The organism is Oceanobacillus massiliensis str. N'diop, assembly GCF_000285495.1.
In the GTDB taxonomy this organism is placed as follows: Bacteria; Bacillota; Bacilli; order Bacillales; family Amphibacillaceae; genus Oceanobacillus; species Oceanobacillus massiliensis.
On the sequence record NZ_HE610978.1, the window covers coordinates 174,419 to 200,775 of the forward strand.

Sequence of the window (26,357 nt, forward strand, 5' to 3'; positions counted from 1 at the left end):
TTTCGTTTTGGCTGTTTTCTCAAAGATTGTTGTTTTTATCTAAAATATATAAACTACGACGTAACTTGATGATGAGCTTTATCCCCACTCCGGAAATACGCTGCGCTTTCCGCGGGCTCGCGCTAAGCCAGGGTACGACTTGCGTTCACTTCCTTGTTCCCTTGCACCGAGAAAGTATACTGCGAAGACGCAGGTGCATCTAGTGGGGTCTTAGTGTCTTGGCTTTTTTCTGAAGACAAAAATGCTGTTCTGTCAATTGTTTATAGAAATTATATTGTGGTAACCTCCACTCCGGAAATACACTGCGCTTTCCGCGGGCTCGCGCTAAGCCTCCTCGTTCGCAAAGTTCGCTCTCTGTGGGGTCTTAGCGTCTTCGCTTTCCCGCTGGAGTCTCCGTGTATTTCCTCCGCTATGATTTGGCTTTCTGAATCAAATTACTGATATTCAATTATGAAGCTGATGGATTGGAGCGCAGGGCAGTCGACTCCAGCGGGAAAAGTAACAGCTGAAGATCCCGCAAGAAGCCGGTTTTGCTTCTGAGGAAGCTGAAGCGTTGCCCGCGGAAAGCGACTTCCCGGAGCGGAAATCGGCCGAAGCAGTTATCGAACAGATTGTCAATTTATTTAAGATGGGATGCGATTGTTAAGCAAGAAATCACATATCCTCACCTTTTTTGACTCCAGCGGGAAAAGCGACTGCCCGCAGCGTAAATCGGCCGTTGCTGTTACCCCGCAGTTTCTATTAAATACAATATTAAAAATAACAACAATATTTACGATAAGAGCCTTCGTTTTTTATCAGCTTACCTTATGCTCCAGACGGAGTCGATCTGCAACCATGGCAATGAATTCCGAATTGGTTGGTTTGGCTTTGGAAATGTTGATTGTATAACCGAACAATGCCGAAATTGAATCAATATTGCCCCTGCTCCAGGCAACTTCAATGGCATGGCGAATTGCCCTTTCCACTCTGGATGCGGTGGTATTGAACTTTTTCGCAATATCGGGATAGAGTACTTTTGTTATCGACCCTAATAATTCTATATCATTGTAGACCATTGTAATGGCTTCCCGTAAATACATATAGCCTTTTATGTGTGCAGGAACCCCGATCTCATGTATGATATTTGTTATGTTTGCTTCCAGGTCCTGTTTCTTCCTTTCCACCTTCGCAGACTTGCTGATTGCCGGACTGATTGATGTATTCCCCTTCACCTGCCGAACCTGATCAGCCAGATTTTCCATATCAAACGGTTTCAGTACAAAATAGGATGCGCCGAGATCAACAGCCTTCTTCATAACCTCTTCCTGACCAAACGCCGTCAGCATAATGACATTCGGTCTCTTTTTCAATTCTTTTGATCTCAATGTATTTAAAACCGCCAATCCATCTATGTGCGGCATGATAATATCCAGGATCAATACATCTGGTTCTTTTTGTTCCAGCATTGCTAAACAATCTCTGCCATTAAAAGCTGTACCAATCACTTCTATATCGTCCTGTTCCTCAAAACTCTCCTCCATTAACTGAATTAATTCCCTGTTGTCATCAACTAAGCAAACCGAAATTTTGTCCAAAATATGTTCCTCCTTTTTCTGATAACTCTTTTTAATTATTCTACAAAAAATGGGAATATCCTCTTTTAAAATGAAAAACTTTATATTTTCTTTGATTTGCTTCGTTTTCCTTATATTTACGCTATAATTCGATAAAAACTGACAAAGGTTCAGTTTGTCGAAAAATATTAACACAAGTATAGTATAACAAATATTTTAAAAATTACCACAGAAAAAATACTTGTAATGGATTTTTTCCACTACAAGCATTTTTTATGCTGTCTTTAGAGTCGATTTATCGGTGGATATTCCCGCATCCTGCAGCATCCACTCGATATGAACTCCATATCCTGAAGTTGGATCATTTACAAAGACATGTGTTACAGCACCAACTATTTTACCATTCTGGATGATGGGGCTTCCGCTCATCCCTTGAACGATTCCTCCCGTGCTTTTCAATAATTCCGGGTCTGTGATTTGAATAACCATTCCTTTTGTGGCAGGAGTCTTTTGAGGAATGCTGCTGACAATCTCAATGTCAAATTCTTCAATTTTTTCATCTTTGACAACAGTCAATATTTTCGCCGGTCCTTCTTTCACTTCATGTGAAAGAGCAATTGGTAATGGCTTGTTGTACTTTTTGTTTTCTAATGTGTTTTCTCCAAGTTTGCCAAAAATACCAAATGGTGTATTTTTCGTAATTGTACCTAGCTTATCCTCATCCACTGAGAACTTAGCCTGTTTTTCGCCAGGTATCCCGTTATTCCCCTTTTCGATTGAAGTTACAGAGGAATTGACAATTGTTCCATTATTTATTTCAATCGGTTTTTTTGTATCCATATCAGAAATGATGTGACCTAATGCGCCGTACTTCCCTGAGGAAGGTTCATAAAAGGTCATCGTCCCTATTCCTGCAGCCGAATCACGTATATATAAACCGATTTTGAATTGATTTTCTTTCTTATCAAATACAGGCTGCAGAGATGTATGGATTGTTTCTTCACCGCGCTTTATTGTCAAATCAATTGCCTTGTGACTGTTTCCCGCTTTTTCCACATAACCTTTTATATCGTTCATTTCTTTTACTGGTTCCCCGTTGATCTTTAGGATTACATCTCCAACATCGATTTTAGCTTCTTCACCTGGTGACGAAAGTCCTTTGTCGCCTGTAACCTGGTGGTGGCCGACGACCAATACGCCGAGTGTTTGCAGTTTAACACCGATGGACTGACCTCCTGGAATCACTTTTATATCTGATTCTGTTTCGCTTGCTCGATTTATTGGGACGGAAGAAGTTGTTTGTACGAGTTTGCCATTTGGTACGTCATTATGGAAACCGGTTAGCTCCCTCTCTGTTATTGAGGGTCCAATGGTGGATGGATTGTTAATTGTCTTAAATGTCATTTCTTTATTCTCTGAAGCAAAACTTATTTGTACCGTTGACAGCTGCAGTATGCTCAAGACGGATAGCAGGACAAAGAAAATACTGCATATCCAGAAACGGACATTGTTTGCTGGTTCTTTTTTCAATCGTATCACTCTCCTCCTCCCAACCCTACACAACACTTGTTTCTGTACTTCTAATTTGGCCTCAGATCGAAAAATTAAACTGGTGAAACCTATGAGATTTACGTATCATTTCCTGTCAGTAATTCTGTAAAATGCGTATAAGTATTGTTCTGTACGTATTCGTCCATAAATAACTTGCTAAATATGTTAAAAAAGCCAAATAAAAAAACCGGTTACTTTATTTTCCGGTTTTTAAAGAATTTTATCCTTATTTATTTGATTTAAATGCTGAAGCTAGATCAAGCATTTCTTTCGCATGATCTTTCGCAGTTTCGGTCAGTTTCGTCCCTGTAATCATTCTGCTTAATTCTTCAATTTGTTCCACTACTGTAAGTTCCTTTACATTGGTGGAGGTTCGTTTGTTTTTCTCATTTTTTTCGATAAACTTATGTGTGTCTGCCATTGCGGCAACTTGGGGTAAATGTGTGATGCACAGTACTTGGGAATCACTGGATATCTGATAGATCTTTTCGGCGATAGCTTGCGCAACACGTCCACTTACACCAGTATCCACTTCATCAAAGATAACACTTGTTACACCTTGGTGTTTGGAGAATATTTTTTTCAAGGCTAGCATTATTCGCGATAACTCCCCGCCGGAAGCTACCTTTGTCAATTCCTTTAATGGCTCTCCGGTGTTTGTAGAAATAAGGAAGCGGATATGGTCAAACCCATTTTTATGAAGTCTTGGTTTCGACTCCATCCCGTTTGCATCAAACTCAATTGAAAAGGATGCCTTCTCCAAGTATAGGCCTTTTAGCTCCGAATAGATTTCTTCTGTTAAAGAATTCGCTGCCTTTTTTCGTATTTCGTGCAGTTGCTGGGCTTCAAGCAATGCATCTTTTTCCAGCTCTTCGATTTGTTGAAGCAATGTGTTTAAGTGTGAATCCTTATTGGTTATCTGCTCCACTTCTTCTTCAATCTTAGCCATATATTCGATAATTTCATTTACCGTGCTGCCGTACTTTTTCTTCAGCCGGCCAATTTCATCGAGCCGGGATTCAATATCATTCAGCCGATCCGGATCGAATTGCAGGGTATCGATCTGGCTTCTTATTTCATATGTCAATTCTTCAAGCGAAAAGTAGTAATTGGATACTTCTTCTGCCTTCTCACCTATAAACGCATCAAACCTGCTGTTATCCTGTAATGCAAGCTGTGCCTGGTTTAGCCATTCCAAACCCTTTTGATCACCGTAAAGGGCGTTATATGCGTCCTGAAGGGCTGTATAGACGCGCTCAAAATTGGCAAGCGATGTTCTTTCTTCTTCGAGCAATTCGTCCTCATTTGGTGTCAATTCTGCTGCTTCAAGCTCGCTCATTTGAAATTCAAGCAAATCAAGACGATGTGCCATTTCCTGTTCATTATCATTTAAATGCTGATACCTTTTTTTCAATGAAATCAATTTATTATATAACTGTGTATATTCTTCCTTTGCCTTGGATATCAATTGCGGTTCATACATGTCCAAGAAATCAATATGATTCTCCGTATCCATCAATGATTGAGTTTCATGCTGACTGTGGATATCGATTAGCGTCTTACCGAATTCCCTCAATATGGCAAGGGTAACTAATTTACTGTTAACCCTGCAAATGCTTTTACCTGAAGAAGTAATCGTCCGCTGCAGCACAACCTGTCCATCCTGAATGTCAATTCCGTAGTGGCTGGCAGCTGTGAAGATTGGGTGTTCACTGCTCTCGATGCTGAATAAGCCTTCAATTTCAGCCTTTTTAGCCTCATGCCGGACAAACTCAACAGAACCTCTTCCGCCTGCGAGTAATTGAATAGCATCTATAATAATCGATTTACCCGCACCTGTTTCTCCTGTTAAAACGGTCAGTCCCTCATTGAATGTGATTGCTATTTCATCTATGATTGCAAAATCCCGAATTGATAATTCTGTAAGCACGGTTATTCATCACCCCAATATTTGAAATTATATCTATATCATTTAAAGCATTTCGATAAATCGATCGTGAATATCAGCAGCCTGCTCTGTTGTCCTGCAGATGATCAAACACGTATCATCTCCGCAAATCGTCCCCATTATTTCCTCCCAATCAAGATTATCAATGAGCGCACCCACTGCCTGGGCATTGCCTGGCAATGTTTTTAAGATGATAAAATGACTGGCATGTTCGATTTTGACAAAGGCATCGACGATTAAACGCTTTAATTTCTCAAGCGGATTAAATCGCTGATCCGCAGGGAGGCTATATTTGTATTGGCCGGAATTAGTCGGTACTTTGACCAGCTGAAGTTCTTTAATGTCCCTGGATACTGTAGCCTGGGTTACATTATAGCCTAGAGATTTCAATTGGTCGACGAGTTCATCCTGTGTCTCGACAATAGTGTTTGTTATTAATTCACGAATCTTGATATGGCGCTGGATTTTACTCATGCCGCACCTCCTGTCTTAAATTAGTTTTCTTTAAAACCTTTTCGAGTAGAAGGATACAATATTCGATGAGCATCTTCCACCGTTTCTTCTATATAGTCTTGCGCGGGAACAGGATCTGCCTCTTCTTTTTGCCATGAGAAATGGGCAAGGAATTCTATATTGCCCTCACCGCCGGTAATCGGCGAATAGGTAAGATCGACAAGACTATAGCCCTCACTCTCGGCAAAAGCAATAATTTTCCTTAGAACATTAATATGAACCTGTTTATCCCGAACAATGCCTTTATTTCCAACTTCTTCTTTTTTTGCTTCAAATTGCGGTTTGATTAAAGCAATGACATCACTGTCGTCGGACAAAAGCTGCTTAAGTACTGGAAGTATCAATTTTAACGAAATAAATGACACATCAATAGATGCTAAGTTCGGTACGCCATTTTTGAGCATTTCAGGTGTTACATGCCGAAAATTGGTCCGTTCCATGACAATCACACGTTCATCGTTGCGCAGTTTCCAATCAAGCTGATTATAGCCAACATCAATGCAATAGCTTAATTTTGCACCTTGCTGGAGAGCGCAGTCCGTAAATCCCCCAGTTGAGGATCCGATATCGATAAATATACGATTATTTGCCGAAACAGAAAAATACTTCAGCGCCTTTTCAAGCTTCAATCCGCCACGTCCAACATAAGGAATCGCTTTCCCTTTTACGGTTAAGGGTGAATGTTCATCCACTTTCATACCTGGCTTATCCAAGCGAACCTGCTCTGAAAAAACCAGTCCAGCCATAATGATGCGTTTGGCCTTGTCGATATTTTCCACTAAATTCCTTTCGACCAATAATTCATCCAGTCTTCTTTTAGTCATCTGTAATATCCTTTACTATAAACTTTTTGCGCCTTAATGGTCTCTAGTACTGAAGTAATCGGTTAAGTCCATTAAATAGGAATCCTGCGCCCCTGCCTTCATTAGCGATTCTTTTGCCTTGATGGCATATTTTTCCTTTTGTTCAACCGCACCAGCAACACCTAGCAATTTCGGATACGTGCTCTTCCTATTGCCTTCATCACTGCCGACTGGTTTACCGAGCTTTTCTTGTTCCCCGGTCACATCGAGAATATCATCTTGCACCTGGAAAATCAGACCTAAATAATAGGCGAACGTTTTAAGATGTGCTAACTGTTCTTCCGTCGCCTTCCCTAAATATGCACCGGTATAGATGGCAAATTTCAGCAATTCACTTGTCTTCAAGGCATGGATTCTCTCCATGGCATCGAGTGATACCGGTTGATTCTCTGCTTCCATATCCAGAATTTGTCCGCCAACCATCCCGGAAGGTCCACTGCAGGAAGCAAGCATTTTAATAATGGTTACTTTTTCCCTGTCACTTAACGATGGATCATTCGTAATCAGTTCAAAGCTATACGTTAGCAGAGCGTCACCAGCCAAAATTGCTGTTGCTTCATTGAAGGCCTTATGATTGGTCAGCTTCCCCCTTCGGTAATCATCATCATCCATGGCAGGAAGGTCATCATGTATCAGGGAATATGTATGGACCATTTCCAGAGCTGCAGCTGTAGAAATGACTTTGCTCACTTCATTCTGATAAGCCTGATAGCTTGCAATCAACAATACGGGCCGAAGCCTTTTTCCTCCTGCTTCCAGAGAATAAAGCATGGAGCTTTTCAATTGCTGTGGTATATCCATATTCTCCAGACAGTGATTGAATTCTTTTTGAATAACCTCTTTATACTGATTGATATAGTCCAAAAGATTCGGCTTCACGTCTTATTCTTCCCCCTGTATATCGAATGGCTGCAATTCACCTTGCTCGTTCATAATCTGCGTCATTTTTTCCTGCACATTCTTCAATTTATCACCGCATATTTTCGAAAGATTCATGCCTTCCTGATAATAATTAATCGCTTTTTCCAATGGTACGTCCCCTTCTTCAAGCTTTGAGACGATTGTTTCCAGTTTTTCCATTGCTTCCTCAAAAGATAGCTCCTTATTTACCATATGTTTGACCCTCCTCCACTGATAAGACTTCACAATTAAGATTTCCATCACTCATATTAATGATGATTTTATCCTTTGCTTTTACCTTTTTAGCAGATTTGATAATGCTGCCATCTATGGAATATGGCAAGGCAAATCCGCGTTTCATGATTTCTAGGGGATTTACCAATGTGAGTTTATCCATATTATTGCTTAGTTTTAACGATTTACGTTCAATGAGCTGCGACATTGCATTGTACTGCTGTTTCACCATTCTGTCGAGGTTCATTCCTGCTTGCCGCAATTGCTTTTCCGGGTGTTGGGAGACAAGCCTTTTATAGATATGGCTAAAAGCTGCTTCGCTGTCTTTATTGTTTTTTATCATTCCACGGTGGAGCTGCTCCAGATAGCTATCCAGTTCCTGTTCCTTTTGTTTTAGTAACTGTTCAGGATAGCGGAATGCATAAGATTGCAGCAAACGTGCAAAATACTGTTGATTATTGCTCAGTTCGTTCTTCATATGTCTGGTCAATGTTTTTTTAAGTACATTGATCCTGTCACTTAATTCCATCTGTGAAGGTACTGCCAGTTCAGCCGCCCCAGTAGGTGTCGGTGCACGTAAGTCAGCAGCAAAATCACTAATAGTAGTGTCCGTTTCATGCCCAACCGCCGAGATAATCGGAATCTCCGAATGGAATATGGCCCTTGCCACTATTTCTTCATTGAAACTCCATAACTCTTCAATTGATCCACCGCCACGTCCGACAATCAGCGTATCAAAACCGCCATTGGCATTTGCCGTTTCGATGGCATTTTTAATTGACACTGCAGCGCTTGGACCTTGTACAAGCACGGGAATGACGGTTACGTTAGCTATCGGATACCTTCTTTTTATAGTTGTGATGATATCCCTTATCGCTGCCCCGGTTGGAGATGTTATAACACCAATGTGCTCAGGAAATCTGGGTACCTTCTTTTTATAGGCTTGATCAAATAGTCCTTCTTTATTTAATTTCTCTTTCAATTGCTCATAGGCAAGATAAAGCGCACCGATGCCATCCGGTTCCATTTGCTGAATATAAAGCTGATACTGGCCGTATGCTTCATATAGGCTAATTTCCCCTTTTATCAGGACGTTCATTCCGTTTTCCGGCCGGAATTTCATATTACGATTGTTACCTGCGAACATAACAGCCTGAACTCTGGCCTGATCATCCTTAATGGTCATATACATATGGCCCCGGCTATGGTGCTTGAAATTTGAAATTTCACCTCGCAGCCATAAGTTCCTCAGATGTGGATCGGTATCCATCTTTCGCTTGATATACTTTGTCAGGGCAGTAACGGTCAAATAGTTATCATTCAATACCGGACAGTCCCTTTGCTGCTTTGATCGTGTTTTTCAGCAGCATCGTAATCGTCATCGGACCGACTCCACGCGGTACTGGTGTAATATAAGCAGCTTTTTCCTTAGCACTTTCAAAATCGACATCGCCTGTAAGCGAGCCATCAGACTGACGATTAATCCCTACATCGATAACGACTGCACCTTCTTTGATGTAATCGTCAGTTATGAAGTGTGCTTTACCGATAGCAGCGATCAAAATATCTGCAGCAGCTGCAAGCTGTTGCATATTCTTTGTTCTGGAGTGGCAATATGTAACGGTTGCATTCTCATTCAGAAGCAATTGTCCAATCGGCTTTCCGACAATATTGCTTCGGCCTATCACGACTGCATGTTTGCCTTCTATCGTAATGTTTTTGGATTTGAGCATTGTGATGATGCCATATGGTGTGCATGGTAAGAAAGTATCTTCCCCGGTCATCATTTTACCGATATTGCTTGGATGGAAACCATCTACATCCTTATCAGGATGAATTGCCTCTATAACCTGCTGCTCCCTGATTTGGCTTGGGAGGGGGAGCTGAACAAGTATGCCGTGCACGGAATCATCTTCGTTCAATTCCTGGATCAATTGTAATAATTCTGCTTCTGTTGTGGAAACTGGCAATTCAATCAAAGAGGATGAAATGCCGGTTTCTGCGGCAGCTTTTTCCTTTCCTTTGACATAGGATTTCGATGCAGGATTATCTCCTACGAGCACTACACTCAGATGCGGTGTCAGTCCTTTTCTCTTTAAGATGTCGACTTCTGCCTTCATTTCAAGTTTCAGTTCTTTTGATAACTCTTTCCCGTTGATTATTTCTGCTGTCATTGTCGACTTCCCCCTTATGCTACTATTTTAGATAGAACACCATTGACGAATTTGCCTGATTTGTCATCACCATATGTATTGCCCAATTCTACAGCTTCATTAATCGATACATTGTTCGGAATATCATCCATGAAGGTTATTTCAAATGTGGCAATTCTGAGAATCGTGCGCTCAACGGAGGCAATACGGTTTATTGTCCAATTTTCAAGATTCTCTGAGATGATTGCGTCAATCTTTACTTTTTGCTCTGTAACCCCTTCAACCAGTTTCTTCAGAAAATCATCACTTTCTTCTGTCTCCAGAAATGCTTCAATTGCCTGTTGCGGTTCATTATCATTTATATCCAGCTGGAAAAGGATTTGGAATGCTTTTTCTCTTGCAGTATGTCGCTTCATTGTTCATAACTCCTTTTGATTTCTATCTCTACAAATAATAACATGATTGAACAGGGTTTGCTAGAAACTATCCAATGTGGAAATAAATGAATAATGCACAGGCCATGGAAGTATCTTTTGGCCTGTGCAAAATTATGTTATGCTTCATCTTCCGTATGATCTTTTCCTTCCATGTGTATTCCAACCACATGTACATTGACTTCCTGCAGCTCAATCGCCGTCATATTTGTCAGGGTTTGCCTTATATTCGTTTGCAGCTTTTGTGCAACCTGTGGAATGGATACACCAAAATTCAAGATTACATATATATCAATAGCGACCCCTTCTTCAATAAGCTCCACCTTTACACCTTTATTGTGTGCCTTTTTACCTAAACGTTCTGCGACACCCGAGGCGAAATTCCCTCTCATTGCATACAACTCTTCTACTTCAGTTGCGGCAATACCGGCTATGATCTCAATAACTTCGGGCGCAATCTCCACTTTTCCCAAAGCTGTATTATCACTTACTTCCAATAACGGCTGTTCACTCATGATATTAGACCACTCCTTCAAATGAATATTTTACTCTTTCTTTTCGAGAATTGGGTTTTCCTCAAGAAAGTTTGTATTAAAGTCACCATTAATGAAAACGTCATTATCCATAATTAAATGATGGAATGGGATGGTAGTATGGACTCCTTCGACAACAAACTCATCAAGTGCACGTTTCATCCGTTTTATTGCTTCTTCCCTTGTTGGTGCATAGCTAATCAATTTGGCAATCATGGAATCATAGTATGGCGGTATCTTATACCCTGAATATGCTGCTGAATCCACTCTGACACCAAAACCGCCTGGCGGAAGGTACATTTCTATTTCTCCTGCAGCAGGCATGAAGTTTTTGAACGGGTTCTCAGCATTTATTCTGCATTCAATCGCCCATCCGTTAAATTGGATATCCTTCTGGCCGAAAGAAAGCTTTTCACCATCTGCAATTCTTATTTGTTCTTTTATCAAGTCTACACCAGTAACCATCTCAGTAACAGGATGTTCGACCTGAATTCTTGTATTCATTTCCATGAAATAAAAATTCTGGCTTTTGCGATCAAAGATGAATTCAATGGTTCCTGCACCTACGTAGTCGACCGCTTTAGCCGCATTAACGGATGCCGTTCCCATTTTTTCTCTGATTTCAGGCGTCAGGGCAGGTGATGGGGTTTCCTCAATCAGTTTCTGCAATCGACGCTGGATAGAGCAATCTCTTTCACCGAGGTGGACAGTATTTCCGTATGTATCTGCGAGCACCTGGATCTCAACGTGACGGAAATCCTCGATAAATTTCTCAATATATACTCCAGGATTGCCAAAAGCTGTTTCTGCTTCCTTTTGCGTAACCCGGATTCCATTTAGCAGATCAGCTTCGGTCCGTGCAACACGGATACCTTTACCGCCGCCTCCTGCAGTTGCTTTGATAATGACCGGATAGCCAATTTCCAATGCAACTTCAATTGCCTGTTCTTCGCTATCGATTATCCCATCTGAACCGGGTACAATCGGTACGTTAGCTTGTTTCATCGTTTCTCTTGCTACATCTTTTATTCCCATTTTCTGAATTGCTTCAGGGGTTGGTCCGACAAAAATAATATTGCAGGCCTTACAGATCTCCGCAAAGTCAGCGTTTTCCGCCAAAAAGCCGTAGCCCGGATGAATTGCATCGACTCCGGTCAGTGTAGCAATACTTATGATATTGGTGAAGTTCAGATAGCTGTCTTTACTTAGTTTTGGCCCTATGCAATATGCTTCATCTGCCAGCTGGACATGTAATGACTCTTTATCTGCTTCAGAATATATGGCTACCGTTTCTATATCGAGTTCTTTGCAAGCGCGTATAATGCGGACTGCAATCTCTCCCCTGTTGGCAATCAACAGCTTCTTAATCAATTGCTCCATCCCCCTATTTTTTCTTTACTCTGAATAATGGCTGACCATATTCAACCAGTTCACCGTTTTCGGCAATGATTTCTACAATCTCTCCGGATACTTCTGCTTCAATTTCATTAAATAATTTCATAGCTTCCACAATGCATACTACAGTATTGGGAGCGACACTGCTTCCTTTCGAAACATATGGTTCGCTCTCAGGTGTAGAAGATGCATAAAACGTTCCAACCATTGGCGAAACGATTTCATAGTCATAGTCCGGGTTATTGTCAGCTTTATCATCAACCGCTGATCCAGTACTTGCTTGCGGCTGTACGGGGCTCTCCTGAACCTGTGGTGATTCATCGATGCTGATGAATTGCTGATTCATTTCCTCGGCTGTGATGGAAGCGGAAGCTTTTGCTGATTCATTTCCGCTTTTCTTCATTGTGACGCTTGTGCCATTAGTCTCGTAAGTAAATTCCGTAATTGATGATTGATCAATAAGTTTAATAATTTCTCGTATTTCCTGTACTTTTAGCATGTTCTGCACCCCTTCTATTCTTGTTGGCTCACTTTTGCCACATTATCAATTTTAACATAATTAATATAAGGTACTAATACCGCCCCTTAATATATTACGATAAATGAATGCTAAACATCAAGTCTGCACCTATGTACCCTCTCTAAAGCAGTATTATATCCCTAATTATAGCAGTATTGATTCTCCAAAGCGAATTGCAATGGAACTGCACACAAAATATCCAGGCTTTGCATCAAGCCTGGATTTTTGTATGGATTCAGATAGCTGATCAGCTTTACTCCCCTGTTGGCTGGAAATTCACTTCCGCTGTAATTTCGCCGAATTCATCCCGTACCATCTGCATAATATCAACAACTTCTGTTTCAGTCAGGGTGTCTGCTTTGACATGTACATGTACCTTTGTTCCATCAGATCTGACAAGAACATCATCATATCCTGTTGCCCCGACGATTTGTTCTTCAAGGATTGTTTCCTTTGTTGACAGCTCTTCCAATACGTCAATCTCTTCTAATGCTTGTTCCTTTTCTTGGGTATCTGCTGAGGCAGATGCAACAATTTCGGTTAATCGGCCCTTCTTCATGCTTCTCTCGTCATTAATTTCCATGCGGATGGTTGTGAACAGTTCGTCCTGCCCTACGCTGGAAATATTACTTACATCGGCGTCGTCACCTGTTTCAGTGGTAGAGGTTTCTTCTGTCTCTTCTTGTCCATCTTCAATGTAGGCTAAATCCTCGCTATTAGGAGATAGAACATAGTAAACACTTAATACGATCATTAAACTTAACATTGTCAATAGCCACACCGTTTGTTTTTTTAACATTTATTTTCCTCCTTAGTTTTTTGGCATTACAGAAATCTTATGGGTTGGAACATCGAGAACACGTGAGACGGATTCAACTATTTGATTTTTGACGGAAGGATGATCCGCTCCTTTTGCAACTACAAAGATTCCTCTAACGTCCGGCTGCTTCGTCTGAACTAATATTGGTATTTCCTGATCTCCCTTTCGGATTAGAACGACCTGGTTTTCTTCGGTATGATCCTCGACGATTCTTGTCCCGCCATTTTTGTCCGTTTCGTCTGTTGTCTGCTTCCCATTCATGATGTTCTTTTCATATACATTTTCCTTCGTTGCATCCAGATTGACCATGACCTCTGTCTCCGACACTCCTTGAATTTTATTTAGCATTCCAGATAGTTCTTGTTCTAAATTGGTTTCAAGCGTACTTATATCTGAAGCAGATAATTCTGCTGAATGATCAGTCTGTGATGAATTCTCGTTTTCATTTTGAGACTGAATGATTATTTCAGGCTCTTCTTCTGAAGAGAAGATATTGCTGATGATAATGAGGAATACACCGACAAGACCCAATATGATCAGGTATCCCATTTTCTTGGATGGGGGCTTGTCCCCGCCTTCTCTGTTTGGTCGAAAGAAATTATCGAATTTTCTTTTCAAGATGTCCCTCCCTCCCAATTAATAGATACTTTCTTATCTGTCAATTCCCATACGTCTTTCAAAAGCATTTCAATTCCAATGATGTCCTTCTCGGATTCTCCCTCATTTTGCTGAGGATCTACTGTTACATCTTCAACCGTACTCACCGCTCCCTCCCCGTTTTGTGCTTCATTTATATAAACAATGACTTCTGCAAGTCCCTCAAAGGAAATATCTTCTGGATCATTAAACACATAATCCATTGTTGTAATCTCTGCCTGATATTCTTCCTTTAAGGGTTCCTCCGCTAGATCTTCCAATTGGACAGTCATTTGTTCTAAAATATATGCATGTTGGGTGCCCTGTATTTCTTTTTTTTGAAATTCGATTTGATTTTCCATTGTTTCATTCAGATTATTTTCCTGTTCCAGTTGATTTATAGAGGTTTCAATGCTCTTTTCGATATCTGTATTAAAGATATGAAAAATCGGTTTTAAAAGAATCAATAATAATATCAGCCCCACTGCCAGCTTGACATACCTTTTCATTGTCTCTGCAGGAATCAGCAGATCAATAATTGTGGCAATTACGATAAATAATATAATTTGGGTAACCCATTGTATGACCACTTCCATAAAATCACCTTACCTCAGCAGGATTGTTATATTACTAGCAGATACGATGATGACGATAGCCAATAAGAACATCAGGGACACAGCCAGCAGACAAGCAAGTATGTACAAAATGTAATTGCTGATTGTGTTAAGCGCAGTTATGACCGGACCATTTCCGATTGGCTGCAATGCAGCTGCAGCCATTTTATAAATGAGGGCAATGGCAGCTATTTTGATTGCTGGGAACAGAACGATCAGCAGAATGACGAACAGTCCCGCCATACCCACTGCATTTTTCAGGACAAGGGAGGCACTCACAATCGTATCTGCTGCATCAGTAAAGGTTCTGCCGACCACAGGGATAAAATTTCCGGTAATAAATTTTGCTGTCTTCATAGCAATTCCATCCTGAATGGCAGCTGCCGTACCCTGTACAGATATGACACCGAGAAATATTGTCAAAAATATTCCAAGCGCACCGATTCCGACCGATTTGAACAAATTCGCCAGATGTGTAACTTTATAGTTATCGCTTATACTGCTGACAATCAGCAGCAATGCCGATAAAAACAGCAAAGGCAGTACGAATGATGAAACGAGAATTCCGCTGAAATTAATCAGGAAGATAATGATCGGATGAAAGAATGAAACGGATATCACATTTCCGAATGTTGCCATCATACCCAGCACCAGCGGGAGCAGTGCGATCATAAACCCCTTCATCGCCTCAATCGCTTCCTGTGTATAGGAGACTGCCAGATAGAAACTGTTAAGTGCGATGAATATAAGCACAAGATAGATGACAAAATAGGCAATTTTGCTAACGGCATTGCGTTCAAATGCGGTATGCATCGTCTGGAGAACGACAGAAAATAATGTCAGCATCAGCAAGGATCCCAGCAGCTTTCCGTTGATTATCAGTTCGTGGAACAGGTATTCCAGAAAGGCAATAAGCGTATTTTTAATAGAAAATGAATCTTCATTTTTAATAAATTCATAGATGCTTGTTTTCTCAAGATCTGGCAGGAAACCTCCATAATCACGAACGAGGTTGTCCCAGTAATCTTTCACACCATCCAAGGAGATTTCCTCCAGGATGGCGTTTTCAATATCCATTTCATCGTTTACTGGTGTTGAGGCAAAGGCGGTAGTTTGTCCACTTAATTCAAAAAATAATACGATTATGAATAGGATTACTATCTTAATTGGTTTCATCCACCCCGATTGCTCCCTTCAGCCGATTGATTTGGTTCCTGTTCACTAGACTGTTGGCAAGAAGCCAACGATCGCTTCGATAATTGCAGTAATGATCGGCACAGCCAGCAAAAGAATGAATATTTTACCGGCAAGTTCTATATAATTGGCAACAGAACTAAGGCCGGCGTCTTTCGTCAAATTTGCGCCAAGTTCAGCAATATAGGATATTCCAATGATCTTTAGAATTGTCTCTATATAGAGCCCATCAATGTTAGCCTTTTGTCCCAAAGTCTGGATCATCTCAAATATGATGCTTATTTGCCTTATGACAGCAAGGAAGATAATCAAACCAGTAATAAGGATTACAAAGAATGCAAAGGATTTATTAATGTCTTTAAGAATGATATACAAAATACTGGCAATGACGCCTAAAATAGCAATCTGCAGGATATCCATAGATTTTAGCCCCTAAAAAAGAAAAACAGATTTGATTTGATCGAAGAGATCGGATAGCCCATTAATCACGATGACAAGGACGATAATGAATCCGATCAATGTAGCAAATTGGGCGATTTCTTCCTTGCCCATCTGTTTCAAAATGGTATGGATTAATGCGACAATTATTCCTATTCCAGCAATCTGGAACAGAATGGATGCATCGGTAAACATGTGCAGGCCCCTTTCTGTTGTCTTACTTATCGGCACAGTATATCGGCAGATTACTTCTCAGACATCACTTCTCATAAGTGGTTGTCAAAATGCCTATATGAGCAGCAAAACAATGAAAATCCCGCTCAAGACTCCTAAACTTTTCGCCATTTTTCCATATTTATGATAATTATCGACTGCATCCTCCAGCTCTCTATCCAAATGAACAATGGCCAATTTTATATGCTTCCGCTGCTGATCAATATCGTGCTGCCCAAGTGTCCTGCCGAATTGCATTAAAATTTCCTTTTCGTTTTCACCCATACTCGAATTCTTCAGCAGCAGATTTGCTTCAGATTCCCATAAGCTAAAAAGTTCAAATGAATCACCTTGTATTTTTTCTCCAAGGTTTGAAAAAAATGACCGCATCGGGTCAGGTATTTTTTCTGAAATAGACTGAAACGCGTCATACAACGCGGCCTGGCTATAAACAATTTCAGCTTCAAGTATCTGTAATGCGCTCTTTAGCTGTCGAATCTGCTTTGGGCGTTTTGTCAGTCGATTGCTCCATTCAAACCCGATTAATGTGGCTGTCCCTATTAAAAGCAGTGCTCCAATCCACTTCATCTTTCACACCTCTTGTTCTTGAAAGCAATTCCGTTTCCTTCTTATCAAGAATTTTTGCAGCTTCACCCGGTCTATGCAGCTTGTCCAATAGGATATAACGATCAAATATTTGCTGTTCGAATAGCTGCTGTAAGGATGGACGTTTTTTCAGTTCCTTCAAGTCATTCCCATGTATCGAACATACGATAGTTACTCCAGCATTGATTGCCTCCATTAATGCAGCAATATCCTCGCCGCTTCCAATTTCATCTACTACGAGAACATCAGGGGACATCGACCTGATCATCATCATCATTCCATCTGACTTCGGACATGCATCCAATACATCTGTCCTTAGACCTAAATTATGCTGCGGGACACCTTTTAAGGAAGCTCCAATCTCAGATCTTTCATCAATCACCCCTACTTTCCTTGGGGAAATCTTGCCGTAGCCGCTTGCTATCAACCGTGTTAAATCCCTGATTAACGTTGTTTTCCCGGTTTGCGGCGGACCCACAATCAATGTATTTAAATATTTCCTGCTGAATATATGCTGAACTAGCCCTGTTGCTGAACCGATTTTCTCCTTTGCAATTCGGATATTAAAAAAAGTGATATTCTGCAACGCTTTCACCTTGCCGGATGAAGTAATCACTCGACCTGCTATCCCAACCCGATGGCCGCCTTCAACTGTTATATAGCCCTCTCTTAGCTCGTCTTCCATCCGATACAATGAGAATGAGCTAAGCTGATTGATTAGATAGGTTCCATCCTTATTATCTGGTACAACCGCTTCCAGCCATTCTGCTGCATCATCGAATATTAACTCAATCGGACGATAGAGGCGTATACGTATCTCCTGCAGATAATTCCATCTGTCGCCGATTCTTCGCTGGATGGCTTGTCTTATTTCACCCGGAAACAAACGCATAATCTCTTCCATGCCAATTCCCCGCTTTTATAGTTGCTTTATAGTAAATGTATGTTGGAATAGAGATTTTATGACCTTCTGATAAATCCGGTTCCTGAAAGTTTCAACAGAACGTTTAATCTCTGAAATCCACACAAAAAAACAGCCCTATTCAAAATAGGACTGTTTTTATATAAGAAATAATATTAAGCTCGGGAAACATATTTACCGTCTGATGTATTAATCACTAAAATATCACCCTGATTGATAAAGAAAGGAACCTGAACCGTATGTCCTGTTTCCAGGGTTGCTGGTTTTGTACCGCCGCTTGCAGTATCTCCCTTAATTCCTGGTTCAGTTTCAACCACTTCCAGTTCAACATTGTTCGGAACATCGACACCAAGTATTTCTCCTTCATAACTGATAACAGATACTTCCATATTTTCTTTGATGAACTTCAATTGCTGCTCAATCTGGTCTGTCTGAAGTTCGATCTGTTCATATGTGTGGGTATCCATAAATGCATGACTATCGCCTGAAGCATATAAATATTGCATTTTTTTATTTTCAATATGTGCTTTTCCTACTTTTTCCCCGCCACGGAATGTTTTTTCCTGGATGTTGCCATTGCGCAGGTTGCGTAATTTCGATCGGACAAAAGCGGCACCCTTACCTGGTTTTACATGCTGGAATTCCAATACTTGCCAAATGTCATTGTCCACTTCAATTGTCAAGCCTGTTTTAAAATCGTTAACTGAAATCATTTTAAATCCTCCTTATGTAGAAATCTTAGAGCTGTATCAATTCTTTTGGAGCAAAGGTTAGTCGTTCATTGCCGGTTTCCGTGATCACAATATCGTCTTCAATTCTGCAGCCGCCAAGTCCATTTACATAGATGCCGGGTTCCACGGTAACTACCATGCCCTTTTCCAGAATTCTGGAAGATCGGTAGGATAATCCAGGTCCTTCGTGTACTTCAAGACCTAAACCATGACCGGTAGAATGGCCAAAGTTTTCCCCATAGCCTTTTTCTTTAATATAGTCTCTTGTCAATGCATCTGCCTCAACGCCAGTCATCCCCGGTTTAATTCCTTTTACTCCACGAAGATTAGCCTCTAATACTATATCATATATTTCCCTTAATTCACTCGAAATGTCTCCAACTGCAATTGTTCTGGTAATGTCGGAGCAATATCCTTGATAGAGTGCTCCATAATCTAATGTCACAAGCTCCCCGTTCTGGATTTCCTTATTTGATGCTACACCGTGCGGCAATGCTGAGCGCAGTCCAGACGCAACGATTGTATCAAAGCTTGAAGATGCTGCCCCTTGCCTGCGCATAAAGAATTCCAATTCGTTGGAGATATCGATTTCTTTGACCCCAGGTTTAATAAATGACTGAATATGCTCGAAGGCATCGTCAGCTATTCTGGCAGCCTTTTTCATGATTTCCAATTCTTTATTTGTCTTGATAAGACGGATTTCCTCCACAATTCCGCTTACAGGAATCAGTTCGGCCTGAAAACTGTTCTTATAATTTTCATATTGGGAAAACGTCACATAGTCTTTTTCAAACCCTAGCCGCTTGATTTGCAATTCATTCAACTGCTTGGCGATTTCTTCTTCTATCGGTTGTTTATGCTCAATGATGTCAAATCCTTCAGCTTGTTCATTGGCCTGTTCGATGTATCTGAAGTCGGTTATAAATTTTGCATCCTTCAACGTGATCAAGGCTGCCCCTGCAGTACCGGTGAATCCAGTCACATATCTTCTATTGATTGGACTCGTAATTAGAATTGCATCCAGTGAATTGTTTTCAAGCCCATTTCTTAACTTATTCAATTTGTCCATAATCCTCTCCCTCTCCTTAACGATAAACATGCTATTGCTCTCTATGTTTTAGTTTATCATAAATGGACAAATATGAATAATTACTCTTTGGCTTTCTGCGGTTCTTTTAACCCCACCTCATGATAATCGTAGGAAATGGAGTAGCCGATAAATGTACCATATAGAATAAACAGGCATAATGTAGATATATGTGTGTTAAATGTTAGGTCCATAAAAGCTGGAATATTTGGAAATACCGGCTGCATGATATAGAATATAATCACCCACATAATGATTCCGTAAATGGATCCCATCCATATCGAGTTGATTTTCCTGAAAAGGCCATAATAGATAAACGCTGCTATTACGGAGATAATTCCGGCAATCAGAATCGTGATGATTAAGCCAAGCCACCTATCCGTCCAGGCGGCATTCAGCCATGACTTTAAAATGAAGGACCTTGGAGCAACCTCGCTAAAATTAAAATAATACATCAGACTGCCTATGCTGCTCCACAATAGACCGCCAATAAAACCGGTAAGCATTGATCTCGACAATAATGACATTTTTTCTTCCGAGCTGGCGTCATTCCGTCTTTGTGCTTTCATTGCAAACACCTCCATCTGTATTATTACCAAACCAGCACAAAAAAGTCGCAATGGCTGCATATATATATAGTCCGGGATATAATAAGGATAGTTGGAGGAAGATAATTCTAGTAAAATGAAAGCAGTTATTCATTTCATATTTAATTGTATTTCTTTGAATATTTTAAGTTAGAGTGGAAACAATTTTAATAGATAACGATTTATCATTATTTTTTTAAAATACGGATATAATTGTCTTTGTTAGTGGTATACCAATATATAAGGGTTTAGGTAGGCGAAAAGACCGTAAAGGGAGGGAATGTCATGGGCGGAAATAAATTTTCTATTATTATTTACCTGGTCATCGGTTTGGCTGTAATCGGTTTGATATCACAGCTTATTGGCAACACCGTAAACTTTTTGACCAATATACTTCTGATGCTTGCTGCAGGAGCAGCCATCTATGGTTTACTGTACTATTTTCTATTGCGAAAAAGAGCTCCATCCAATTCCGATGATATGAAAAAGTATAAAAAAGCAGTCAGACAATCGAAATCAAAATATAAGCAACCGGTCAATTCCACTGCAGCCGGCAGTAAACCAACCATCACAGCAAAGAAGAAGCGAAATAAACGTTCAAGCCATTTAAGAGTAATCGAAGGTAATAAACCAAAAGGAAAAGACCGCGCTTCGTTTTAGGAAGTACGGCCTTTTCTATGTGCTCCAATGTTTCAGGAATGCTGCAGCATAGTCCTTTCCACTTTGGATAAGTGCTGCTTTTTTCTCATTTGATATACCGAAATCAGTCGATTCGGTGTCTTTTACGGGAACAATCATAATGTTCTGCATTTGATTCTTGGCAATATACCTTGAATCGTGTGCCTGTTTCATGGTTGAAAATAATGCTTGAAACATATCAAGTGCATTTTTGATGTCTCTTGGACCAATATCCTCGTTGATGCCATCGGTTAGTTTAACACCTAACAGGGGTCTTTGTTTCTTCTCGCTTTCGTTATCGAAAATCCATAATGGAAAATTGCTCAGCAAGCCCCCATCGACCATCACACTTTTTTTCTTGTATAAACCGGGCAGTTTCTTCGGCATAAAAAAGAATGGAAATCCAGCACTCATCCTAACCGCCTTGGCAACGGGAAAGTATTCCGGCTGGATTCCATAAACCTTCTCCAGATCATCCGGTATTACAATCAGTTTCCCTAAAGAAAGATCACTTACAACAACCTTCAGGTAACCGGGCTTAATATCATGGAATGTATGTATATTCTTGCTTGCCAATTGGATTGTCAGCCATTCTTCCATCTTGTCGCCTTTATTTATGCCTAACATCGTATAAAGAAACAGCCATTTTGTAAATGGTAAATATTTTGTCACGATTGGCGGATCGACGAATTGCGTCAAACGAAGCTTTTCTACAAGTCCTTGTATTTCCTCCAATTCAAACCCTGCAGCAACTAAGGAAGCGATAATCGCTCCGGCAGAGGTGCCGGCAACCCTTTCCAGCTGCAGATTGTTTTCCTGCAGGCTATCAAGCACACCAATATAAGCAAATGCCTTCACTCCTCCACCTGAAAACACACCATCAATTTTCATCGATTCTCTCCTTAGGATTTTCTAAGATGTGTAGGTGTTCAAGACCCGATAACAGATATACCTTTGCCCAAAACCTACTATCTAATATTTAAGCAAAAGAGGAGGAAATTAGAACCGTTCCCAATTAGAAAACCATACAATTTGTTGTATGGTTTTCTAATTGGAGCCATTTTCAATTTTCAGCAGCCATTTTTTTCAATGCTTCTGCACGGGCCGGATCAGATTTAAAATAATTTACAAGATCACCGATGCGATCTATTGAATTCCAGCTTAAATGATGTTCAATTCCTTCGACATCTTCATAAATATTTGCTTTTTCAACCCCGATAATAGCAAGAAATTCCTCAAGGAGTTCATGTCTGAATACGAGCCGTTCTCCAATTTTCTTTCCTTTTTGGGTCAAAACGAATCCCCTGTATTTTTCATAATTTAAATATTCATCTTTATCGAGCTTTTGGACCATTTTAGTCACCGAAGACGGGTGTACTGTCAATGCCTCAGCTAAATCGGATACACGTGCGTACCCTTTGGATTCTATGAGGTTATATATTTGCTCTATATAATCTTCCATACTTGGTGTAGGCATAGGAAATCTCCTCATTTCAGTAAAATTTTTTATCTAAGGCAAAACTGTTTCTGTATGAGTATAGGATACAGGAAAGTAAACTCTATCTCAAGTAATATAGGTAAAATATTCTGCATAAGGCAAAAAGGACCAGTGGCTGGATAATTCCAGCCTGGTCCTTTTCGCTGTCATTCTATTACAGACCGCACTTCAATTGTGCGCCGCAGCTTGTACATGTGTTACATCCGCCAATATCCTCTACGCTGCCCTCTCGGCATACAGGGCAAGTGTCACCGACTTCAGAACCGATTGTAACCTTTGTTTTGCCAAGCTCCTGGATTGTATCCATCAAAACAACTTTTGGTTTTGCTTCCTCGTTAAATAGTTCTGTCTGCTCACCTACAGTATTTTCCTCAGCCTTCAGCGTCAGCACCTGAGAGTCACGACTGCCATCAACATACACGGTTCCGCCTTTTGCGCCGCCGTTGTATAATCTTTGATAAACACTCTCAACCTGGTTTACAGTATAGCCTTTTGGTGCATTGACCGTTTTGGAAATGGAACTATCAACCCAGCGCTGGATTACACATTGTGTATCTGCATGCGCTTCAGGCGGCAGGTCCATCGCGGTTACAAACCACTCCGGCAGATGATCGGAATCTGCATCCGGATTGCTGTTCAGATATTCCTGTACAATATCTGCTTTTACTTCGATAAATTTGCCAAGTCTCCCACTTCTAAAGTAGGAGAAGGAGAAATATGGTTCCAGGCCGGTACTAACACCAACCATTGTTCCAGTACTGCCAGTAGGGGCAACAGTCAGTAAATGGGAATTCCGGATTCCATGCTCTAGGATAGCTTGTCTGATATCATCCGGCATTTTTTGCATATACCCTGTATTGATGAAGGCTTCGCGCAATGCTCTCGTCTCTTCATCACTGCTGCCGATCAGGAATGGGAAACTTCCCTTTTCTTTGGCTATCTCAATGGAAGTGCGGTATGCAGTAGTGGCAATGGTTTCAAATACTTTATCCACCAAGTCATTGCCTTCTTTTGAACCATAAGGTGTCTCACAGTAGATTAGAAGGTCGTGCATACCCATTACACCTAATCCGACACGTCTTTCCCCAAGGGCCTGTTTCTTATTCTCAGCCAGGAAATATGGTGTTGCATCAATTACATTGTCCTGCATCCTTACACCCGTTTGAACGGTTTGCTTGAGTTTCTCAAAATTAACTGTTTTCGTCTCCTTATCCGCCATCTCAGCCAGGTTTACTGCAGCTAGGTTACAGACAGAATAAGGTGCTAGCGGTTGCTCCAATTTTGTTATCCCACCGGCTTTTTATCCGATAGTTCTTACAGTTGTCTTCCTGCAAGTTCAGCATACCTTTTCATTACATCATGAAGTATAATGTTGCGGTCTCGTGGGTGGGTTATATTCTCCTTCGAGGTTCACCACCTATGCGTTGCCCCTGACTGAAGTTTTACCTTCAGCCTTCGGTTCGGATTAGCATCTCAGCCTTCCCGCTTTATCCCGCAATGTTTAACGTGAGGCAAACTATGCGACTTTACCACACGGATTTGTTGCAACTACCTGATCGCCATATGCTTTTGCATTGGTCATATCGTTTGCATTATCAATAAAGAAGATCCCAGGCTCTGCAGAATACGTTGCACAAACATTGATCAGATTCCATAATTCTTTGGCCTTAATCCGGCGATAGACACGGACACCGAAGCCCATCTCTTCCCATTTGCGAACATCCCCTACCTCATGCCACTTTTCATTATAGGCATTCATTTCCTCTTTGGTGTAGTTTTCTACATCAGGGAAACGGAGTTCATAAAAATCGTCGTTTTCAACTGCTTCCATAAATTCCTTCGTAATACAAACGGAAATATTTGCACCTGTTAAGAACTCAGAATTATGAACAGAATATGTTCCTCCTGTCCGCAGCTTCTGATCCGCTTCACGAATAGCTGCCTCTGTAAAGCCGCCCAGCCCCTGGATTGCTTTATAGTTGACAACACTTTGGTATAAATCAAACTCTGTTTCCGTTAAAGGCTTAAACTTTAATTTTTCCTCCGCGAGACGTTTGATTTGTTCGTCCTCGGTATTCTCGATCAAATAACGAAGTATTCTCGGATTTTGCATTTTTGAAATGATGAATTCAATAATATCCGGGTGTGAATCCACCAGCATGATCATTTGTGCTCCGCGTCTTGATCCGCCCTGTTCCACTAGATGTGTTAGCTTCGCTATATCATCAAGCCATGAGACAGAACCAGATGACTTCCCGTTAACCCCTCTTGCCAAAGTATTTCTCGGACGCAGTGTCGAACCGTTTGTACCGACACCTCCGCCTCGTGACATAATCTCCATTACCTGCTTCCTGTGATCGGAGATGCCTTCGCGTGAGTCCTTAATATACGGCATTACGTAACAGTTGAAATAGGTTACATCGGTTTCTGCACCCGCACCATACAGCACTCTGCCGGCAGGGATGAAATTAAGGTCTGCAAGCTCTTTATTGAACACTTCGAACCACTTTTGACGCTGTTCTTCTGTTTCTTCAACTTCGGAAAGGCCGGCAGCATTTCGTTTCGCAATTTGTTCATAATAAACTTCCAAAGGTTTCTCGATAACGTCAAGTGAACGTGTCACAACGCCTGTGCTTGCTTCCCCTTCATCATCGAGGACAGAAACAAATTCCGGGTCCACCTGTACTTTAGCTTTCATCTCGTTCCAGTCAATTGATTTCACAAAACCAAGACCTCTTGCCGGGAACTTGGGATCTGCTTTCACAGTGAGGACGACAAAGTCTCCAGCCTTTAATGTTTTCTTTTCCGTATCTTTAAATGCATAGCGGTCAAGCATTACCAAACGGGATACTCCCTTATGTGTAAGCTTCATATCTTCTGTAATAGGATGTACTGGAGGAAATAGCTTTATATCCTCGTTAAGTGCTTCCACATCAATCTTTGTTTGAGAATCTACAACAATCGACATTCGATCTCTCCTTTAATCTATATCTATCTTTTTTAATGATAGTTATACAATACCACAATCGAATAAATCAAAACAATATATAGAGTTTACTTTTCTAAAAAATACTATATCTGGTATAAGGAACGAATAATTATTGATTTGTCAAAATCGGAACTCTATGAATTTCAGCGTAAAATAAAGAAATCGGAAGTGAAAAGGGTTATTTTCAAGCGAAATTGACATTTTTATCGGTTGCAATTCTTGTGTATAGTCGCTAGCATTCGACAAATTGTACAACATGATTACAAAGTAATAGGAAACAAAGAGAAATACTTTGAAAAATAACCCATCTGCACCTATAATAGATAATGAACATTTTTGCACAGACGGGGGAAATAGAATGAAGTTTTTATTGATAATCATCGTAATTCTGCTTGTGGTCGGGATTTTTCGCTATTTCAGACAGAAAAACTACTTAAATGTACTTACCGAGGACCAATTTCGGGAAGGTTACCGCAAAGCACAGCTTATAGATGTAAGAGAACCACAGGAATTTGATCGGGGCCATATCCTTGGAGCAAGAAACATTCCTGTTAGTCAGATGCGCCAGCGACTGGTTGAAATGCGCAAGGACAAACCTGTATACCTTTATTGCCAAGGTGGGTCACGCTCTGCCAGGGCAGCGCAATTGCTGCATAAAAAAGGCTACAGCGATATTTACCAGTTAAAAGGCGGCTTCAAAAAATGGACCGGTAAAATCAAAACGAAAAATTAACATAAAAGAAA

Annotated in this window: 28 protein-coding genes and 2 pseudogenes; 2 read left to right on the top strand and 28 right to left on the bottom strand. The window is 40.7% G+C overall.

Annotation, left to right across the window (positions count from 1 at the left end):
- Positions 1-797: 797 nt before the first annotated feature.
- The 24 genes from spo0A to OMHG_RS10830 all read right to left on the bottom strand — a co-directional run bounded on the left by spo0A (position 798) and on the right by OMHG_RS10830 (position 20,430).
- Positions 798-1,577, bottom strand: a complete 780-nt coding sequence (spo0A, locus tag OMHG_RS10715; RefSeq protein ID WP_010650805.1) for a sporulation transcription factor Spo0A — start codon at positions 1,575-1,577, stop codon at positions 798-800.
- Positions 1,578-1,829: 252 nt separating this feature from the next.
- Positions 1,830-3,086: a SpoIVB peptidase gene (gene spoIVB / locus OMHG_RS10720; protein WP_010650806.1), complete on the bottom strand. Its 1,257-nt coding sequence runs from the start codon at positions 3,084-3,086 to the stop codon at positions 1,830-1,832.
- A gap of 247 nt (positions 3,087-3,333) precedes the next feature.
- A complete protein-coding gene (recN, locus tag OMHG_RS10725; protein ID WP_010650807.1) occupies positions 3,334-5,037 on the bottom strand; it encodes a DNA repair protein RecN in 1,704 nt (567 codons plus the stop codon).
- Positions 5,038-5,079: 42 nt separating this feature from the next.
- Entirely contained in the window at positions 5,080-5,529 is a 450-nt protein-coding gene (ahrC, locus tag OMHG_RS10730; protein ID WP_010650808.1) for a transcriptional regulator AhrC/ArgR, read from the bottom strand.
- A 20-nt stretch (positions 5,530-5,549) separates the two neighbouring features.
- The gene (locus OMHG_RS10735; RefSeq protein WP_010650809.1) at positions 5,550-6,392 is read right to left on the bottom strand and encodes a TlyA family RNA methyltransferase; all 843 of its coding nucleotides are present in this window, start codon (positions 6,390-6,392) and stop codon (positions 5,550-5,552) included.
- A gap of 33 nt (positions 6,393-6,425) precedes the next feature.
- Positions 6,426-7,310, bottom strand: a complete 885-nt coding sequence (locus OMHG_RS10740; RefSeq protein WP_010650810.1) for a polyprenyl synthetase family protein — start codon at positions 7,308-7,310, stop codon at positions 6,426-6,428.
- Positions 7,311-7,313: 3 nt separating this feature from the next.
- Positions 7,314-7,544 (bottom strand): exodeoxyribonuclease VII small subunit, encoded by a 231-nt coding sequence (locus tag OMHG_RS10745; RefSeq protein ID WP_010650813.1) that lies wholly within the window; start codon positions 7,542-7,544, stop codon positions 7,314-7,316.
- Positions 7,534-8,889, bottom strand: coding sequence for an exodeoxyribonuclease VII large subunit (gene xseA / locus OMHG_RS10750; protein ID WP_010650815.1), 1,356 nt, complete (start codon positions 8,887-8,889; stop codon positions 7,534-7,536). The genes OMHG_RS10745 and xseA overlap by 11 nt, the downstream gene beginning before the upstream one ends.
- A complete protein-coding gene (folD, locus tag OMHG_RS10755) occupies positions 8,882-9,739 on the bottom strand; it encodes a bifunctional methylenetetrahydrofolate dehydrogenase/methenyltetrahydrofolate cyclohydrolase FolD (protein ID WP_010650816.1) in 858 nt (285 codons plus the stop codon). Before folD ends, xseA begins: the two co-directional genes overlap by 8 nt.
- A 14-nt stretch (positions 9,740-9,753) precedes the next feature.
- Entirely contained in the window at positions 9,754-10,134 is a 381-nt protein-coding gene (nusB, locus tag OMHG_RS10760; protein WP_010650818.1) for a transcription antitermination factor NusB, read from the bottom strand.
- Between the two features lie 137 nt (positions 10,135-10,271).
- Entirely contained in the window at positions 10,272-10,667 is a 396-nt protein-coding gene (locus tag OMHG_RS10765) for an Asp23/Gls24 family envelope stress response protein (RefSeq protein WP_010650820.1), read from the bottom strand.
- Between the two features lie 30 nt (positions 10,668-10,697).
- Entirely contained in the window at positions 10,698-12,056 is a 1,359-nt protein-coding gene (gene accC / locus OMHG_RS10770; protein ID WP_010650822.1) for an acetyl-CoA carboxylase biotin carboxylase subunit, read from the bottom strand.
- Between the two features lie 13 nt (positions 12,057-12,069).
- On the bottom strand, positions 12,070-12,579 hold the full coding sequence (accB, locus tag OMHG_RS10775) for an acetyl-CoA carboxylase biotin carboxyl carrier protein (protein WP_010650824.1): 510 nt from the start codon (positions 12,577-12,579) through the stop codon (positions 12,070-12,072).
- Positions 12,580-12,853: 274 nt separating this feature from the next.
- Complete coding sequence (locus OMHG_RS10780; protein ID WP_010650826.1) at positions 12,854-13,399, bottom strand: SpoIIIAH-like family protein; 546 nt, start codon at positions 13,397-13,399, stop codon at positions 12,854-12,856.
- A gap of 12 nt (positions 13,400-13,411) precedes the next feature.
- Entirely contained in the window at positions 13,412-14,038 is a 627-nt protein-coding gene (spoIIIAG, locus tag OMHG_RS10785; RefSeq protein WP_010650828.1) for a stage III sporulation protein AG, read from the bottom strand.
- Positions 14,035-14,652: a stage III sporulation protein AF gene (gene spoIIIAF / locus OMHG_RS10790; RefSeq protein ID WP_010650829.1), complete on the bottom strand. Its 618-nt coding sequence runs from the start codon at positions 14,650-14,652 to the stop codon at positions 14,035-14,037. The genes spoIIIAG and spoIIIAF overlap by 4 nt, the downstream gene beginning before the upstream one ends.
- A 9-nt stretch (positions 14,653-14,661) precedes the next feature.
- Positions 14,662-15,846, bottom strand: coding sequence for a stage III sporulation protein AE (spoIIIAE, locus tag OMHG_RS10795; RefSeq protein WP_010650831.1), 1,185 nt, complete (start codon positions 15,844-15,846; stop codon positions 14,662-14,664).
- A 45-nt stretch (positions 15,847-15,891) separates the two neighbouring features.
- Entirely contained in the window at positions 15,892-16,284 is a 393-nt protein-coding gene (spoIIIAD, locus tag OMHG_RS10800; protein WP_010650833.1) for a stage III sporulation protein AD, read from the bottom strand.
- 12 nt (positions 16,285-16,296) lie between these two features.
- Positions 16,297-16,497, bottom strand: coding sequence for a stage III sporulation protein AC (spoIIIAC, locus tag OMHG_RS10805; protein WP_010650835.1), 201 nt, complete (start codon positions 16,495-16,497; stop codon positions 16,297-16,299).
- A gap of 93 nt (positions 16,498-16,590) precedes the next feature.
- On the bottom strand, positions 16,591-17,103 hold the full coding sequence (gene spoIIIAB, locus OMHG_RS10810; RefSeq protein ID WP_010650837.1) for a stage III sporulation protein SpoIIIAB: 513 nt from the start codon (positions 17,101-17,103) through the stop codon (positions 16,591-16,593).
- Positions 17,048-18,025, bottom strand: coding sequence for a stage III sporulation protein AA (gene spoIIIAA / locus OMHG_RS10815; protein ID WP_010650839.1), 978 nt, complete (start codon positions 18,023-18,025; stop codon positions 17,048-17,050). The genes spoIIIAB and spoIIIAA overlap by 56 nt, the downstream gene beginning before the upstream one ends.
- A 173-nt stretch (positions 18,026-18,198) precedes the next feature.
- Complete coding sequence (efp, locus tag OMHG_RS10820; RefSeq protein WP_010650840.1) at positions 18,199-18,756, bottom strand: elongation factor P; 558 nt, start codon at positions 18,754-18,756, stop codon at positions 18,199-18,201.
- Positions 18,757-18,781: 25 nt separating this feature from the next.
- On the bottom strand, positions 18,782-19,843 hold the full coding sequence (locus OMHG_RS10825) for a M24 family metallopeptidase (protein WP_010650841.1): 1,062 nt from the start codon (positions 19,841-19,843) through the stop codon (positions 18,782-18,784).
- An 80-nt stretch (positions 19,844-19,923) separates the two neighbouring features.
- Positions 19,924-20,430 carry a YqhR family membrane protein gene (locus OMHG_RS10830; RefSeq protein ID WP_010650842.1) on the bottom strand — a complete coding sequence of 169 codons (507 nt, stop codon included), beginning with the start codon at positions 20,428-20,430 and terminating at the stop codon, positions 19,924-19,926.
- A gap of 303 nt (positions 20,431-20,733) precedes the next feature.
- Here OMHG_RS10830 and OMHG_RS10835 point away from each other — a divergent pair, with 303 nt between their 5' ends.
- On the top strand, positions 20,734-21,108 hold the full coding sequence (locus OMHG_RS10835) for an SA1362 family protein (protein WP_010650843.1): 375 nt from the start codon (positions 20,734-20,736) through the stop codon (positions 21,106-21,108).
- 15 nt (positions 21,109-21,123) lie between these two features.
- Here OMHG_RS10835 and OMHG_RS10840 read toward each other — a convergent pair whose 3' ends face one another.
- The 4 genes and pseudogenes from OMHG_RS10840 to OMHG_RS10855 form a co-directional block, all read right to left on the bottom strand.
- Complete coding sequence (locus tag OMHG_RS10840; RefSeq protein WP_010650844.1) at positions 21,124-22,017, bottom strand: patatin-like phospholipase family protein; 894 nt, start codon at positions 22,015-22,017, stop codon at positions 21,124-21,126.
- Positions 22,018-22,189: 172 nt separating this feature from the next.
- Entirely contained in the window at positions 22,190-22,603 is a 414-nt protein-coding gene (gene mntR / locus OMHG_RS10845) for a transcriptional regulator MntR (RefSeq protein WP_010650845.1), read from the bottom strand.
- Positions 22,604-22,778: 175 nt separating this feature from the next.
- Positions 22,779-23,900, bottom strand: a pseudogene (locus tag OMHG_RS10850) (hypothetical protein); the annotation flags it as partial.
- A 255-nt stretch (positions 23,901-24,155) separates the two neighbouring features.
- Positions 24,156-25,592 (bottom strand): annotated as a pseudogene (locus OMHG_RS10855) (vitamin B12-dependent ribonucleotide reductase); the annotation flags it as partial.
- 379 nt (positions 25,593-25,971) lie between these two features.
- On the opposite strand from OMHG_RS10855, the gene OMHG_RS10860 reads away from it, so the two are divergent.
- Positions 25,972-26,346 (top strand): rhodanese-like domain-containing protein, encoded by a 375-nt coding sequence (locus OMHG_RS10860; protein ID WP_010650848.1) that lies wholly within the window; start codon positions 25,972-25,974, stop codon positions 26,344-26,346.
- Positions 26,347-26,357: the final 11 nt, after the last annotated feature.

Bases quoted from the DNA above. Each gene is read 5' to 3' on its own strand.
- ahrC (WP_010650808.1), bottom strand. From the start codon at position 5,529: ATGAGTAAAATCCAGCGCCATATCAAGATTCGTGAATTAATAACAAAC.
- OMHG_RS10735 (WP_010650809.1), bottom strand. From the start codon at position 6,392: ATGACTAAAAGAAGACTGGATGAATTATTGGTCGAAAGGAATTTAGTG.
- OMHG_RS10745 (WP_010650813.1), bottom strand. From the start codon at position 7,544: ATGGTAAATAAGGAGCTATCTTTTGAGGAAGCAATGGAAAAACTGGAA.
- folD (WP_010650816.1), bottom strand. From the start codon at position 9,739: ATGACAGCAGAAATAATCAACGGGAAAGAGTTATCAAAAGAACTGAAA.
- nusB (WP_010650818.1), bottom strand. From the start codon at position 10,134: ATGAAGCGACATACTGCAAGAGAAAAAGCATTCCAAATCCTTTTCCAG.
- OMHG_RS10765 (WP_010650820.1), bottom strand. From the start codon at position 10,667: ATGAGTGAACAGCCGTTATTGGAAGTAAGTGATAATACAGCTTTGGGA.
- accB (WP_010650824.1), bottom strand. From the start codon at position 12,579: ATGCTAAAAGTACAGGAAATACGAGAAATTATTAAACTTATTGATCAA.
- OMHG_RS10780 (WP_010650826.1), bottom strand. From the start codon at position 13,399: ATGTTAAAAAAACAAACGGTGTGGCTATTGACAATGTTAAGTTTAATG.
- spoIIIAF (WP_010650829.1), bottom strand. From the start codon at position 14,652: ATGGAAGTGGTCATACAATGGGTTACCCAAATTATATTATTTATCGTA.
- spoIIIAE (WP_010650831.1), bottom strand. From the start codon at position 15,846: ATGAAACCAATTAAGATAGTAATCCTATTCATAATCGTATTATTTTTT.
- spoIIIAD (WP_010650833.1), bottom strand. From the start codon at position 16,284: ATGGATATCCTGCAGATTGCTATTTTAGGCGTCATTGCCAGTATTTTG.
- spoIIIAC (WP_010650835.1), bottom strand. From the start codon at position 16,497: ATGTTTACCGATGCATCCATTCTGTTCCAGATTGCTGGAATAGGAATA.
- spoIIIAB (WP_010650837.1), bottom strand. From the start codon at position 17,103: ATGAAGTGGATTGGAGCACTGCTTTTAATAGGGACAGCCACATTAATC.
- spoIIIAA (WP_010650839.1), bottom strand. From the start codon at position 18,025: ATGGAAGAGATTATGCGTTTGTTTCCGGGTGAAATAAGACAAGCCATC.
- efp (WP_010650840.1), bottom strand. From the start codon at position 18,756: ATGATTTCAGTTAACGATTTTAAAACAGGCTTGACAATTGAAGTGGAC.
- OMHG_RS10825 (WP_010650841.1), bottom strand. From the start codon at position 19,843: ATGGACAAATTGAATAAGTTAAGAAATGGGCTTGAAAACAATTCACTG.
- OMHG_RS10830 (WP_010650842.1), bottom strand. From the start codon at position 20,430: ATGAAAGCACAAAGACGGAATGACGCCAGCTCGGAAGAAAAAATGTCA.
- OMHG_RS10835 (WP_010650843.1), top strand. From the start codon at position 20,734: ATGGGCGGAAATAAATTTTCTATTATTATTTACCTGGTCATCGGTTTG.
- OMHG_RS10840 (WP_010650844.1), bottom strand. From the start codon at position 22,017: ATGAAAATTGATGGTGTGTTTTCAGGTGGAGGAGTGAAGGCATTTGCT.
- mntR (WP_010650845.1), bottom strand. From the start codon at position 22,603: ATGCCTACACCAAGTATGGAAGATTATATAGAGCAAATATATAACCTC.
- OMHG_RS10860 (WP_010650848.1), top strand. From the start codon at position 25,972: ATGAAGTTTTTATTGATAATCATCGTAATTCTGCTTGTGGTCGGGATT.